The sequence below is a fragment of the Shinella granuli genome (assembly GCF_004341885.1).
Taxonomy (GTDB): Bacteria; Pseudomonadota; Alphaproteobacteria; order Rhizobiales; family Rhizobiaceae; genus Shinella; species Shinella granuli.
On the sequence record NZ_SLVX01000001.1, the window covers coordinates 510,845 to 524,049 of the forward strand.

12 protein-coding genes are annotated in these 13,205 nt (G+C 67.5%); 10 read left to right on the forward strand and 2 right to left on the reverse strand.

The genetic code is table 11. The features are described 5' to 3' along the window. Positions 1-42: 42 nt before the first annotated feature. The 5 genes from EV665_RS02410 (at position 43) to EV665_RS02430 (ending at position 7,220) form a co-directional block, all read left to right on the forward strand. Entirely contained in the window at positions 43-3,189 is a 3,147-nt protein-coding gene (locus EV665_RS02410) for an efflux RND transporter permease subunit (protein WP_133032942.1), read from the forward strand. Between the two features lie 308 nt (positions 3,190-3,497). Continuing rightward, on the forward strand, positions 3,498-3,845 hold the full coding sequence (locus EV665_RS02415) for a gamma-glutamylcyclotransferase family protein (RefSeq protein WP_133032943.1): 348 nt from the start codon (positions 3,498-3,500) through the stop codon (positions 3,843-3,845). A 9-nt stretch (positions 3,846-3,854) separates the two neighbouring features. Next, entirely contained in the window at positions 3,855-5,090 is a 1,236-nt protein-coding gene (locus EV665_RS02420) for a molybdopterin molybdotransferase MoeA (protein ID WP_133032944.1), read from the forward strand. Between the two features lie 84 nt (positions 5,091-5,174). Continuing rightward, positions 5,175-6,206, forward strand: coding sequence for an iron ABC transporter substrate-binding protein (locus EV665_RS02425; protein WP_133032945.1), 1,032 nt, complete (start codon positions 5,175-5,177; stop codon positions 6,204-6,206). Continuing rightward, positions 6,207-7,220 (forward strand): FecCD family ABC transporter permease, encoded by a 1,014-nt coding sequence (locus EV665_RS02430; RefSeq protein ID WP_133032946.1) that lies wholly within the window; start codon positions 6,207-6,209, stop codon positions 7,218-7,220. Between the two features lie 52 nt (positions 7,221-7,272). On the opposite strand, the gene EV665_RS02435 is transcribed toward EV665_RS02430, so the two are convergent. After that, complete coding sequence (locus tag EV665_RS02435; RefSeq protein ID WP_064330418.1) at positions 7,273-7,482, reverse strand: TOBE domain-containing protein; 210 nt, start codon at positions 7,480-7,482, stop codon at positions 7,273-7,275. 199 nt (positions 7,483-7,681) lie between these two features. On the opposite strand from EV665_RS02435, the gene EV665_RS02440 reads away from it, so the two are divergent. The 4 genes from EV665_RS02440 to EV665_RS02455 are packed head-to-tail and all read left to right on the forward strand — an operon-like array spanning position 7,682 to position 11,279. Then, on the forward strand, positions 7,682-8,740 hold the full coding sequence (locus tag EV665_RS02440) for an ABC transporter substrate-binding protein (protein ID WP_133032947.1): 1,059 nt from the start codon (positions 7,682-7,684) through the stop codon (positions 8,738-8,740). Further along, positions 8,737-9,771, forward strand: coding sequence for a FecCD family ABC transporter permease (locus EV665_RS02445; RefSeq protein ID WP_133032948.1), 1,035 nt, complete (start codon positions 8,737-8,739; stop codon positions 9,769-9,771). Before EV665_RS02440 ends, EV665_RS02445 begins: the two co-directional genes overlap by 4 nt. After that, a complete protein-coding gene (locus EV665_RS02450; protein ID WP_064330415.1) occupies positions 9,761-10,552 on the forward strand; it encodes an ABC transporter ATP-binding protein in 792 nt (263 codons plus the stop codon). Before EV665_RS02445 ends, EV665_RS02450 begins: the two co-directional genes overlap by 11 nt. Next, positions 10,545-11,279: a molybdate ABC transporter substrate-binding protein gene (locus EV665_RS02455; protein WP_133032949.1), complete on the forward strand. Its 735-nt coding sequence runs from the start codon at positions 10,545-10,547 to the stop codon at positions 11,277-11,279. Before EV665_RS02450 ends, EV665_RS02455 begins: the two co-directional genes overlap by 8 nt. A gap of 57 nt (positions 11,280-11,336) precedes the next feature. Here EV665_RS02455 and EV665_RS02460 read toward each other — a convergent pair whose 3' ends face one another. Beyond that, positions 11,337-12,533, reverse strand: coding sequence for an MFS transporter (locus tag EV665_RS02460; RefSeq protein ID WP_210234597.1), 1,197 nt, complete (start codon positions 12,531-12,533; stop codon positions 11,337-11,339). Between the two features lie 76 nt (positions 12,534-12,609). Between EV665_RS02460 and EV665_RS02465 the strand changes: the two genes are divergently transcribed. Next, on the forward strand, positions 12,610-12,936 hold the full coding sequence (locus EV665_RS02465) for an ArsR/SmtB family transcription factor (protein WP_133032950.1): 327 nt from the start codon (positions 12,610-12,612) through the stop codon (positions 12,934-12,936). The last annotated feature ends 269 nt before the right edge of the window (positions 12,937-13,205 follow it).

The following is a 13,205-nucleotide window of genomic DNA, read 5'->3' on the forward strand; positions in this document are numbered from 1 at the left end:
ACGGCGCTCCGGAAACCTTCCCCGAACCCGATGGAGGCGGCCATGACGGCGTCTGCAAGCGAGAAGACACGTTTCAACCTGTCGCGCTGGGCGATCGGCCATCCGAGCATCGCGCGTTTCCTCTTCGCGCTGATCATCGTCGCCGGCGGCTTCGGCCTCCTGCGCATGGGCCAGAGCGAGGATCCGGACTTTACCTTCCGCGTCATGGTCGTGCAGGCCGTCTGGCCGGGCGCCTCCATCGAGGACATGCAGGACCAGGTGGTCAACAAGATCGAGCGCAAGCTGCAGGAAACGCCGCATCTCGATTTCGTGCGCTCCTACACGCGCGCCGGCAGCGCCGTCATCCTGCTGCAGGTCAAGGGTGACACCGACGCCGACGAGGTCGCGGACGCCTTCTACCAGGTGCGCAAGAAGGTCGGCGATATCGAAGGCGACCTGCCGCCGGGCCTGCTCGGCCCCTATTTCAACGACGAATTCGGCGACACCTTCATCACGCTGCATTCGGTGAGCGGCGCGGGCTATTCCTATCAGGAGCTGAAGCGGTTCGCCATCGAGGCGCGCGACATGCTGCTGACGACACCCGGCGTCGAGAAGGCTGTCGTCATCGGCGACCAGCCGCAGGCGATCCATATCGACATCTCGTCCAAGGTGCTGGCCGAGCGCGGCCTGACGCTGATGGACGTGCAGAACGCCATCAGGGGGCAGAACAGCGTCGATCCGGCCGGTTCCGTCGACACCGGCACGCGCTCCGTGCGCATCTCCGTCGCGGGCGACGTCACGCGGGTCGAGGACATCCGGGAGCTGCGCCTTCGTGCCGGGGAAAGCGTCACGCGGCTCGGCGACATCGCCACGGTGACGGCCGGCCTCGAAGACCCCTACGAGCGCAAGTTCCGGTTCAACGGAAAGGACAGCGTGCAGATCGGCGTCGTCATGGCCAAGGGATTCAAGGTGACGGATGTCGGCGCGGAGGTGGAGGCGACCTACCGCCGCTTCGAGCAGGCGCTGCCCTACGGCGTCGAGATCGAGCAGATCGCCAACCAGCCCGAGGTGGTCACGGACGCGATCGGCGAGTTCATGAAGGCGCTCGGCGAAGCGTTGTTGATCGTTCTCGTCGTCTCCTTCCTGTCGATCGGCTGGCGCTCGGGGCTGGTCATCGCCATCACCATTCCGCTGGTGCTGGCCGCCACCTTCGCCGTCATGTACCAGCTCGGCATCGACCTGCAGCGCATCTCGCTCGGCGCGCTGATCATCGCGCTCGGCCTCCTGGTGGACGACGCGATGATCGTCGTGGAACTGATGGAGCGCAAGCTGGAAGAGGGGCTCGGCAAGCTCGATGCGGCGAGCTTCGCCTACCGGTCCACCGCCTTCCCGATGCTGACCGGCACGCTGATCACCACGGCGGGCTTCATCCCGGTCGGTTTTGCCGAATCGACCGCCGGCGAATATGTCCGCTCGCTGTTCTTCGTGGTCGGCATCGCGCTGGTCGTGTCCTGGTTCGTGGCGGTCTATTTCACGCCCTGGCTCGGCCACATGATCCTGAAGGAGCGCCGCCATGCCGGCGGGCATCACGACGTCTTCGATACGCCCTTCTACCGACGCCTCGGTGCGACCGTCGGCTGGGCGGTGCGCCACCGCGTCGCCGTGCTCGCCCTGACGCTCGCCGTCTTCGCCGCCAGCCTCTGGAGCTTCCAGTTCATCCCGCAGAATTTCTTCCCGCAGTCCGAGCGGCCGGAAATCCTCGTCGATCTCTGGCTGCCCGAGGGCACGAGCATCAAGGAGGTCGAAGCCCAGGCCAAGGCGTTGGAGGCGCGGATGATGGACGACGGGGACAAGCGTTTCATCGCCACCTATATCGGCGAGGGCGCGCCGCGCTTCTTCCTGCCGCTCGACCAGCAATTGCGCAATCCGAATTTCGCCCAGCTTCTCGTCATGGCGAAGGACGAGCCGGCCCGCGAGCGGCTGATCACGAAACTCCGCACCATCCTCGCCGCCGACTTCCCCTCGGTGCGCGCCAAGGTGGACCGCCTGTTCCTCGGCCCGCCCACCGGCTGGCCGGTGCAGCTTCGCGTCATGGGGCCGGATCGCGCCGAGGTGCGCCGGATCGCCGACGCGGTGAAGGCGCGCTTCGACGCCGAACCGTTGCTCGGCGCCGTGCATGACGACTGGCTGGAGCCGGTGCCGGCCATGCGCCTGGTGATCGACCAGGACCGCGCCCGCGCGCTCGGCGTCACCTCGCAGCGCGTGCGCCAGATGCTGCAGGCGGCGATGACCGGCGTGCCGCTGGATACGTTCCGCGACGGCGAGGAGACCATCTCGATCATCGCCCGCGAGCCGGCGGAGAGCCGCTCGCTGTTGTCGGCCGTCAATTCGGTCTATGTGCCGACCGACACGGGCGCCTTCGTGCCGGTGTCGCAGGTCGCCCGCGTCGTGCCGGTGCTCGAACCCGGTATCGAATGGCGGCGCGACCGGTTGCCGACGATCACCGTGCGGGCGACGCTGCCCGACGGCGTGCAGGCCAACGACGTCGCCATGCGGCTCCATGCCGGCATGCAGGACCTGCGCGACCGGCTGCCGGAAGGCTATCGGATCGAGATCCAGGGCGGGGCCGAGGATGCGGCGGAAAGCCAGGCCTCGATCGCGGCGAAGGCACCGGTCATGCTGCTCGTCATCGTCGTGCTCCTGATGGTGCAGCTCCAGCATTTCGGCAAGGCGATGCTGGTGCTCGCCACCGGGCCGCTCGGCATCATCGGCGCGGCGGCGGCCCTGCTGGTCAGCGGCGCGCCCTTCGGCTTCGTCGCCATCCTCGGCGTCATCGCGCTGCTCGGCATCATCATCCGCAACTCCATCATCCTCGTCGACCAGATCGACCAGGACATCGCCGCGGGCGTGGCGCGCGCCGAGGCGATCGTCGGCGCCGCGGTCAGGCGCTTCCGGCCGATCATGCTGACCGCGCTGACGGCTGTGCTAGCGCTGATCCCGATCTCGCGCGGCGTCTTCTGGGGGCCGCTCGCTTATGCGATGATGGGCGGCATCCTGGTCGCAACCGTGCTGACCATCCTCGTCCTGCCCGCCGGCTATGCGCTGTTCTTCGGCCGGGAGCGGCAGAAGGTGGGCGAAAACCCGGAGCCGGCGGAGAGCGAGGAGGGCGCAGCCGGAGCCTACGCCCCGCTTGCGATGGCCGCCGAATAGACATCCGGCCAGAACGGTCGCTTCAGCCGATCAGGGCGATGCCTGCCACTGACCCAGGAAATGTTTCGAACGCGGCCTGAACGCCGGCGGCGCATGGGGCCGGGGCGGATGATCATGGGCAGCAGTCCCCGGGCGGCGGCGCGGCGGTCGTCATTCGGCCATGAGGGACGGATTCGGTTTGTAGAGGCATTGTCATCGCTATATCGTTGCGAATACAGCGCGCCACCGAAAAGGCGACCGCGGCCGTCTTGTCAACGGGAAAGACGTTCCGCGCTTTCGCAATGACCCGTCGTGCAAAGGCCCCTGGAATGACCGAACCCGCCGATATCCTCTTGTTTTCCTACGGCACGCTGCAGTTGAAAAGCGTCCAGCTCTCCTCCTTCGGCCGCCTGCTCGACGGGGAGGACGACGCGATGACCGGTTATCGCAAGGACATGGTCGAGATCACCGATCCCGACGTGCTGCGCCGGAGCGGCGAGCGCTTTCATCCGCTCGTCGTGCCCTCGGGCACAGCCGCAGACGAAGTGCCGGGCAAGGTCTTTCGCATCACCGCGCGAGAGCTGGCGGCGGCGGATGCCTATGAGGTCTCGGACTACAAGCGCGTCGAGGTGACCCTGAAATCGGGCCGGCGGGCCTTCGCCTACGTGAAGGCGTAGGAGCAGCGCATGACCGAGGATGCACCGAAATCGCTGCAGGACGCACGGGCCTTCATCGCCGGCTATATCGAAACGCCGTTACCGGCCGTTCGGATGGCATTGTCCGCTGCCTTCGGCCATGTCCTCGCGGAGGATATCGTCGCATCCGTCTTCCTGCCGCGCTTCGACAATGCCGCGATGGACGGTTTTGCCATCCGCTCCGGCGATATCGGTCCCGACGGGGCGGCCGTTCTGAGGATCGCGCAGACGATCACGGCGGGCGAGGCCACCGTGCCCGAGCTTCGCGCGGGCGAGGCGGCGCGCATCACGACCGGTGCGCCGGTCCCGCCGGGGGCCGACCGCATCGTCGTGCAGGAAGCCGCTGCGGTCGATGGCGACACGGTGCGCCTTCTCGTGCAGGCCGGCGCCAGGCCGCATATCCGCCATGTCGGCGAGGACGTTTCGCGGGGTGACACCTTGCTCAGGGCCGGCATGCGCATCGGTCCGGCCCAGATGGCGCTCCTCACCGCCCTTGGCCTGCGCTCCGTCCTGGTGGCGCCCCGGCCGAAGGTGGCCGTGCTTTCCACCGGCGACGAGCTCGTGGAAAATCCCGGTGCGCTGGCGGCGGGCCAGATCTTCGATACCAACCGCCCCATGCTGTCACACATGCTGCTTGCGGCCGGCGCCGAGGTGACGGATCTCGGCATTGCGCGGGACGACCCGGAGGCGATCCTTGCGCGGCTCGTCGAGGCGGCGGCCGATCATGACCTCCTGCTGTCGTCCGGCGGCGCGTCGGTCGGTTTTGCCGATCACCTGACAAAAATCGTCGCCCGCCGCGGCTTTCTCGAATTCTGGAAGCTGGACATGCGGCCGGGAAAGCCGATCGGCTTCGGCGATATCGACGACTGTCCGATCCTCCTCCTGCCTGGAAACCCGCTTGCCGCCGCCGTCGGCTTCGCGCTGGTGGGCCGGGCGATCCTCGCGCGGCTCGAAGGGCGGCCGGCGAATGACGGCGGCTTCCTGCGCCTGCCGGTCGATCGTCCGCTCGCAAGGCCCGTCGGGCGGATCGATGTGCGCCTGGGGCGCTTCCGCTTCGATCCGCAGGGCGGGGCGACGACGGTGGAGCCGCTGCCTCATGCCGGATCGGCGGGCCTGCGTTTTCTCGCGCTTGCGGATGTCATGATCCTTCTCCAGCCCGGGGAGGCGGAGATCGGCGCGGGCGAACTCGTCGACATCCTGCCGGTCTGGCAGGGTTTTGCCGGCTGATCGGGCGCGTGCGAGGATCCGCGCTGTTGCCATGTGGACGCAAAGCACGGATATATTCCCCGGAACATATCGTGGGAGAGATTCATGCCGGCCCTGCGCTGCCTTGCCGTTCTTCTTGCCCTGCTCCTCTCGGTCCTGCCCGCTGCGGCGCGCTCGATCACCGATGCGGCCGGGCGCGTCGTGGATATTCCGGACAAGGTGGAGCGGGTGCTTGCCGCCGGCCCGCCGGCTTCGGTGCTCGTCTACGTGCTGGCGCCGGAAAAACTTGCCGGCTGGGTGCGCGAACCGAAGGCGGAGGAGAAGGCCTTCCTGCTGCCCGCCACGCGCGACCTCCCGACCTTCGGCCAGTTGACCGGCAAGGGCGGCACGGCCAATATCGAGGCGGTGCTGGCGGCCAAGCCCGACATCATCATCGATGTGGGTACGGTGAACCCGACCTATGCCTCGCTCGCTGACAAGGTGCAGGCGCAGACCGGCATTCCCTATGTGCTCGTCGACGGTGCCTTTGCCCGAACCGGGGCGATGCTGCGCGAGGCCGGTGTCCTGCTCGGCGCCGAGGTGCGGGCGGAAACGCTGGCGGCCTATGCGGACGAGACGCTTGCCGCCCTGGAAAAAGGCCTTGCGGGCCTTCCGGGAGACAGGCGCCCATCGGTCTATTACGGCCGCGGCGCGGAAGGGCTGGAAACGGGTCTTGCCGGCTCGATCAACATGGAGATCCTCGAGGCGGTCGGCGCGCGCAATGTCGCGGCCGCCGCGGGCGCGGGCGGGCTCACCCAGGTCTCGCTGGAGCAGGTGCTCTCCTGGAAGCCGGATGTCATCCTCGCCGCCTCGCCGCAATTCGCGAAAGCCGTGAAGGACGATCCGCTCTGGGCGGGGCTGGAGGCGGTGAAGGCCGGCCGCATCCACGCGACGCCGACGCTGCCCTTCGGCTGGATCGATTCCCCGCCCGGCATCAACCGCCTGATCGGTGTCGCCTGGCTGGAGCACACGCTCTATCCGGACGTGTTTCCCGCCGCGCTCGACGAGGAGGTGCGGACCTTCTTCAAGCTGTTCTACCAGGTGGAGCTCAGCGACGAACAGCTCGGGACGCTGCTCGGGGAAGGCGCGGCGAAGTAGATGCGGGTGCGCGCCCTGCCGGGCCGGCTGGCGGCAGGGCTCGGCCTTGGCGGCCTTCTCGCGCTGGTCCTCCTGTCGATGATGGTGGGCAAATATGGCGACGGGCCGCGGCCGCTGCTTTCGGCCCTGCGGCAGCTCGTGACGGGCGAGACGACGGACCCGCTGCTTGCCACCGTGCTGTGGAACGTGCGCCTGCCGCGCGTCATGGCGGCGGTGGTCGTCGGCGCGGGGCTGGCGGCGGCGGGGGCGACCTATCAGGGGCTGTTCCGCAATCCGCTTGTCTCGCCGGACCTGCTAGGCGTCTCGGTCGGCGCCAGCCTCGGGGCGGTGCTCGGCATTTTTCTGTCGCTGCCGGTGCTCGCCATCCAGCTTGCCGCCTTTGCCGGCGGGCTCATGGCCGTGCTTGTCGTCGCCGGCATCGGCGCGCTGGTGCGCGAGCGGGACCCGGTGCTGACGCTGGTGCTGGCCGGCATCGCCATCCAGGCGCTGATCGGCGCCGGCATCTCGCTCATCAAGGTGCTGGCCGATCCCTACGATCAACTGCCGGCCATCACCTACTGGCTGCTCGGCAGCATGACGGCGATCACCCGCTTCGACGTCGTCTCCGTCCTGCCCGCCGTCGTCGTCGGCCTGGTGCCGCTGGTGCTGCTGCGCTGGCGCATGAACATCCTGACGCTCGGCGAGGAGGAGGCGCGCGCGCTCGGCATCGATACGCGCAAGACCCGCATCGTGCTCATCGCCGGCGCGACGCTGGTGACGGCAGCGACGGTCTCCGTGACGGGCATCATCGGCTGGATCGGCCTCGTCATCCCGCACATCGCCCGCATGCTCGTCGGGCCGGATTTCCGCCGCCTGTTGCCGGCCGCCATGCTGCTCGGGGCGGCGTATCTCCTCGTCGTCGACATGCTGGCGCGCTCCATCGCCGCCATCGAGGTGCCGCTCGGCATTCTCACGGCCACGGTCGGCGCGCCCTTCTTCCTGTGGCTGCTGATCGCCGGAAAGCGGGGCTGGTGAGGAGACCGCTCGCCGCGCTTTGCGTCGCGGCAAGCGATCTTCCAGGCAGGTTTCAGTCGACCGCGACCATCACGTCGGACGCCTTGACGACCGCATAGGCCTCGCCGCCGACGGCAAGGCCCAGCTCGTCGACGGATTCGTTGGTGATCGACGCGGTGACGATGGCACCGCCGGCGACTTCGATGCGGACATGGGCGGTGGTCGCGCCCTTGGTCACTTCGACGATCTTGCCCTTGAGGCGGTTGCGTGCGCTGATTTTCATCGGGTTCTCCTGTGCTGGTGTGTTGACGGCGCGCCATAATATGCCGGGCCACCCGGTGACTACCATGCAAACCGGGAAAACACCTCCAGATTTGCCGGCATTTTCCCGCAAGCCGCTCAACGTAATATTTCTGAAAATATAACGTTGTCGCTTGCCGGGGCTACCTGCTATCCCTGCGCCTTAACGGGAGGATTTCTTCATGCTCGCTCGCCTTGCCGCAACCCCGAAGATCGCGCTCGCGATCGCCGGCCTTCTCTTCGCCACGCCCGCCTGGGCCGATCGGGTCGTCACCGACCAGATCGGCCGCGAGGTGCACGTTCCCGATCAGGTGAACCGCGTCGTCATCCTGCAGCACCAGACCCTCAACATCGCGGTGCAGCTCGATGCAATGGACAAGGTCGTCGGCGTGCTCGACGAGTGGAAGAAGCAGCTCGGCGCGCACTATGTGCGGCTGGCGCCGAACCTTCCGGACCTTGCCATGCCGGGCGGCCTGACCAAGGTGAACATCGAGGAGCTCTTGACGCTGAAGCCGGACGTGGTGTTCGTCACGAACTATGCGCCGGCCGACATGGTCAAGCAGATCGAGGATGCCGGGCTTGCCGTCGTCGCCATCTCGCTGCTCGACGTGCCGCCGGAAGAGGCCGTCAAGATGAACCCGAGCGTCGCGGACGAGCCGGCGGCGATCGATGCCGGTTTTGCCGCGGGCGTGCGGCTGATCGCCGACATCCTCGATAAAAAGGAGAAGGGCGAGGCGATGATCGCGGTCACCAAGAAGACCCGTGCGCTCGTCGCCGAGCGTCTTGCCGACATTCCCGAGGATCAGCGCGTGCCGGTCTACATGGCCAATCCGGATCTTTCGACCTATGGCCGCGGCAAATATACCGGGCTGATGATGGAGCGCGCCGGCGCCCGCAACGTCGCCAACGAGATTGCCGGCTTCAAGCAGGTGACGATGGAGGATGTGCTCAAATGGAACCCGTCGGTCATCTTCGTGCAGGAGCGTTATCCGGCCGTGGTCGACGAGATCAAGACGACGGCATCCTGGCAGACGATCGACGCCGTCAGGAACGGCCGCATCCACCTGATGCCGCAATATGCCAAGGCCTGGGGCTATCCGATGCCGGAAGCCATGGCGCTCGGCGAACTCTGGATGGCGAAGACGCTCTATCCGGAGCGTTTCGCCGACATCGACATGCAGAAGGAGGCGGACGCCTATTACAAGGAGTTCTACCGCACCGACTACCGCGCCGCGCAATGAGCAGTGAGGGTGCCGCGCGGCGGCCGGCCCGGGCAACGATCGTCCTTCTCGTGATCGCGCTGGCGGTCACCGCCGTTGCCGCGCTCGGCATCGGCCGCTACGACATTCCCTTTCTACGCGTGATCGCCATCCTGCTTGCGCCCGTCAGTCCGCCGGATATCGCCGTCACGCCGATGGAGGCGAATGTCGTGTTCACGGTGCGTTTGCCCCGCATTCTCATGGCGGTGCTGGCGGGGGCGGGGCTTGCCCTGTCCGGCGCGGCGCTGCAGGGCGTGTTCCGCAATCCGCTGGTCGGGCCGCAGGTGGTCGGCGTCTCCTCGGGCGCCGCCTTCGGCGGCACGCTCGCCATCCTCCTCGGTCTCCCGCGCTATGGGCTTCTCGCCTCGGCCTTCGCCTTCGGACTGTCGGCCATCGTCCTCGTCTACGCCCTCAACGGCATCGTCGCGCGCCGCAACATTCTTGCGCTCGTCCTCGCCGGTGTCGTCGTCACCGGCTTTTTCGGCGCGCTGGTGAGCCTTGTGCAATATCTCGCCGATACCGAGGACAAGCTTCCGGCCATGGTGTTCTGGCTGCTCGGCAGTTTCGCCACGGCGAACCGGGACAAGTTTCTGCTGGTCGCCGCGCCGGTCGTGCTTGGCGGCCTGCTGCTGATCGGCCTGCGCTGGCGCATCAACCTCCTGTCGATGGGCGACGAGGACGCCCGCACCCTCGGCGTCCCCGTCGAGCCGCTGCGCTGGCTGGTGCTGGTGCTTGTCTCGTGCATCGTCGCCGCGCAGGTCGCCGTCAGCGGCGTCATCGGCTGGGTCGGTCTCGTCGTGCCGCATATGGCGCGCCTGCTGGTCGGGCCGGATCATCGCGTGATGATGCCGGCCTCGCTGATCACGGGCGCCCTCTACCTGCTGGTGATCGACACGGTGGCCCGCACCGCCACCAGCACGGAGATCCCGCTCGGCATCCTGACCGCGCTGATCGGTACGCCGGTCTTCGCGCTGGTGCTGCGGCAGACGCAGCGGGGCAACCATGGCCTCTGACCTCGTCATGCTCCGCCTCGACAAGGCCGGTCATTCCTACGACGGCGAGCGCTGGCAGTTCCGCGCGCTCGACCTCGGCCTCAGCGCGGGCGAGATCACCGCCATCCTCGGTCCGAACGGCCGCGGCAAATCCACGCTCTTGCGCGTGCTTGCCGGGCTGCTGAAGCCGACCTCCGGTGTCGTCGATTGCAATCCGCGCACCGGTTTCGTGCCGCAGGAGTTTTCCGGCGCCTTTCCCTATTCGGTGCTGGACATCGTGCTGATGGGGCGTGCCCGGCACATCGCGCTCTTCGGCACGCCCGGCCCCGCCGATGTCGAGAAGGCGATGGCGGCGCTGGATGCCACGGGCATGGCGGATTATGCGGCACGCAGCATCGGGTCGCTCTCCGGCGGGGAGCGCCAGCTCGTTTTGATCGCCCGTGCGCTGGCCGGCGAGAACGACGTCCTGCTGCTCGACGAACCGGCTTCCGCGCTCGACCTGAAGAACCAGGACATCGTGCTTTCCCTGCTCGGCAGGCTGGCCGACGGCCAGAAGCTGGCGATCGCCTTCACCACGCACCAGCCGAACCATGCCACGGCGATCGCGGACAGGGTCCTGCTGATGCTTCCGGACACGCAGACCCTCTTCGGCCCGACGGAGGTCGTCATGACGGAATCGAGCCTGGAATCGCTCTATGGCGTTCCCGTCAGCGCGGTACGGCTCGGCAGCGGCGACCGGGAGGAGACCGCTTTCGTGCCGCTCTTCCGGCAACGGGCGCGCAGGAGCGGGCGCCATGGCTGAGCCCGTCCGAATCCTCGCTGCCGGCAGCCTGCGGCATGCCCTGCCGGACATCGCCGCCGCCTTCGAGGAAACCACCGGCATTCCGGTCTCCCTGTCGCTGGGACCCGCCGGGCTGCTGCGCGAACGGATCGAGGCGGGGGACCCGTTCGATCTCTTCGCGTCCGCCAACATGGCTCATCCGCGGCATCTCGTTTCGATCGGACTGGCGAAGGAGGCGATCTGTTTCGCGCGCAATCGCCTTGTCATCCTCGCGCGCGCCGGCCTCGGGCTGACCATGGAAAATCTCGTAACCGTGCTTTCGGCTCCCTCGACCCGGATCGGCACGTCGACGCCGGGCGACGACCCGTCGGGCGACTATGCGTTCGAAATGTTCGACCGACTGGAGATCTGCCATCCGGGCCTTGGCGACGCGCTCAAGACCCGCGCCCTGCAACTGGTCGGCGGTCGTCACACGCCGGCGGGACGGAGCGCGGCCGCTCTGATCGCCGGCGGCGCGGTCGATCTTTTCCTCGGCTATGCCTCGAATGCCCGTCTCCATGAAAAAGATCCGGATCTTGGCATCGTGGACATCCCGCCCGAATATTCGCCGAATATCGAATATGGCCTCGTGCTTCGCAACGGGGCGGCGGACGAAGCCGTTGCCCTGCGCGATTTCCTGATGTCGGACCATGCGGAGCAGCTTCTGGTGCGGCACGGCTTCGAAAGCCGCGTCGGCGCGGGGCCTTGACGGTTCCGGCATCATCGACGGCCTGGCAGGAGACGGCGCCGGCCTGGCCGGGCAAATTCAATCCGATGTGCCGAACCTTCGCAACAGACCCGCCGTCGCCGAGAACAGGGCGATCAGCGTGCCGTAGGCCAGCGTCGTCGCCGTCAGCCCGAAGATGCCGACCGCGATGCCGGCGAGCAGGGTGGGCAGGCCGAATGCGAGGTAGCTCAGCGTGAACAGCGAGGCGAAGAGTTCGCCGCGCTCGTCCGGACGCACGGTCGGAACGATCGAGCGCAGCACGCCGTAGAAGCAGGTTCCAAAGCCCGTTCCGGCAATCACCAGGGCCGCGAGATAGGCGGGCAGCGATTGCCAGCCGATCGCCGCGAGCGTCAGTGCCGTGCCGATCGAAAGCGCCGCGGTTCCGTAGAGCGTCACCCGCCGCGAGGAATGCCCGCGCGCGACATAGCAGGCGACGGCGCCGGCGGCGCAGAGCAGCACGATCACGCTGGCCTGGGTCACATGATCCTTCGCGCCGAAGACGTGCCGGATGATCGGCGCGCCGAGCGAGAGGTAGAGCCCGCCCGTCGCCCAGCCGGCGATGACGGCCGGCGCGCTGCGCCAGAAGGAGCTGGCGGCGGTGGCCGGTATGCCGACTCGCGGCCGGAGCGAGGCCCAGACGCCCTCATGCCGCGGCGCGGTCTCCGGGATGAGCCAGATCGCAGCGGCAAACAGCGCATAGGCGGCGACCAGCGTGCCGAACACATCCGCTTCCGCCATGTCCGTCACGTCCATCAGGATGCCTGCCGCGAGGGCGCCCACGGCAAGCCCGCCCAGCGGAACGACCGCGTTCCAGACCGAGGCGCTGCCCGGCCTGTCCTTCGGCTCGAGATCGACCACCGCGGCCGACAGGGCGGAGAGCAGCAGGCCTGCCGCGACGCCCTGCAGCGCCCGCGCCACGATCAATCCGGCCACGTCGCCCGCCTGCCAGAACAACAGCAGGCTCAGCGCCAACAGGGCAAAGCCGGTCGAGATCACCGGTCGCCGGCCGACATGGTCCGACAGCGAGCCCGTGACGAGCAGAGAGGCCAGCAGCGTGACGGTGTAAACCGCGAAGATGCCGGTCAGCGTTGCCGCCGAAAAGCCGATCTCCTGCTGCAGCGAGGGATAGAAGGGCGAGGGCGCGCTGGCGCCGGCCATCATCACCGCCATGCCGGCAAGCGTGATGCGGAAGCCCGCTAGGTTGCGCATCGCCAGGGAGAGCGTCGTATCGGTCACAGGGCACCTGATTGTTCGAATAATTTCGAACCAATCCCTACTATCATTTTCGTGACGGTTCAACTAAATTCGAACCATGGCAACCGAGATCCCAGAACTTTCGCATCCCGACCGCAGCGACCTGCGGCTGACCGACGTGCTCTTTGCGCTGAGCGATCCCGAACGCCTGGCCATCGTGCGCCAGCTCGCCGGCGGTCCGCTCGAAATGGCCCAATGCCATCTTTCCGACCCCTCGATGCCGAAATCGACCAAGTCGCATCTGATGAAGGTGCTGCGCGAGGCCGGCATCATCCGGAACGAACCCCTGGGACGCGGCCGCCGCCTCAGCCTCCGGCGGGACGATCTGGAGGCGCGGTTTCCGGGATTGATCGGTTCGGTGCTCTCCGCCTCCGCCGAGACGTAGCCGGTCCATCGACGGCCGCGGACGGGGTCTCGAAGGGCCGCATGTTGACATTCCGTCTTTGTCGATCTTATCGTGACGACACGTCAGTCCGCTGACGAGGCGGCAATGTTGCCGCAGGACTTCTGAGCGCAATGTCGCCTCCCGTGCCTCGCATCGTTCCGAGGCTGGGAGGTTTTTTGTTTTCTGGCGGGAGAAAGAAAACGGGCGCATCCGGGGTACGCGGACGGGCGGCACTTCGGCGAGCTGGGGCGAAGAGGCGATCAGACCTC

Excerpts from the sequence above, each read along its gene's own strand:
- EV665_RS02445 (WP_133032948.1), top strand. The coding sequence starts at position 8,737 with ATGAGCAGTGAGGGTGCCGCGCGGCGGCCGGCCCGGGCAACGATCGTC.
- EV665_RS02440 (WP_133032947.1), top strand. The coding sequence starts at position 7,682 with ATGCTCGCTCGCCTTGCCGCAACCCCGAAGATCGCGCTCGCGATCGCC.
- EV665_RS02450 (WP_064330415.1), top strand. The coding sequence starts at position 9,761 with ATGGCCTCTGACCTCGTCATGCTCCGCCTCGACAAGGCCGGTCATTCC.
- EV665_RS02410 (WP_133032942.1), top strand. The coding sequence starts at position 43 with ATGACGGCGTCTGCAAGCGAGAAGACACGTTTCAACCTGTCGCGCTGG.
- EV665_RS02430 (WP_133032946.1), top strand. The coding sequence starts at position 6,207 with ATGCGGGTGCGCGCCCTGCCGGGCCGGCTGGCGGCAGGGCTCGGCCTT.
- EV665_RS02420 (WP_133032944.1), top strand. The coding sequence starts at position 3,855 with ATGACCGAGGATGCACCGAAATCGCTGCAGGACGCACGGGCCTTCATC.
- EV665_RS02415 (WP_133032943.1), top strand. The coding sequence starts at position 3,498 with ATGACCGAACCCGCCGATATCCTCTTGTTTTCCTACGGCACGCTGCAG.
- EV665_RS02435 (WP_064330418.1), bottom strand. The coding sequence starts at position 7,482 with ATGAAAATCAGCGCACGCAACCGCCTCAAGGGCAAGATCGTCGAAGTG.
- EV665_RS02465 (WP_133032950.1), top strand. The coding sequence starts at position 12,610 with ATGGCAACCGAGATCCCAGAACTTTCGCATCCCGACCGCAGCGACCTG.
- EV665_RS02455 (WP_133032949.1), top strand. The coding sequence starts at position 10,545 with ATGGCTGAGCCCGTCCGAATCCTCGCTGCCGGCAGCCTGCGGCATGCC.
- EV665_RS02425 (WP_133032945.1), top strand. The coding sequence starts at position 5,175 with ATGCCGGCCCTGCGCTGCCTTGCCGTTCTTCTTGCCCTGCTCCTCTCG.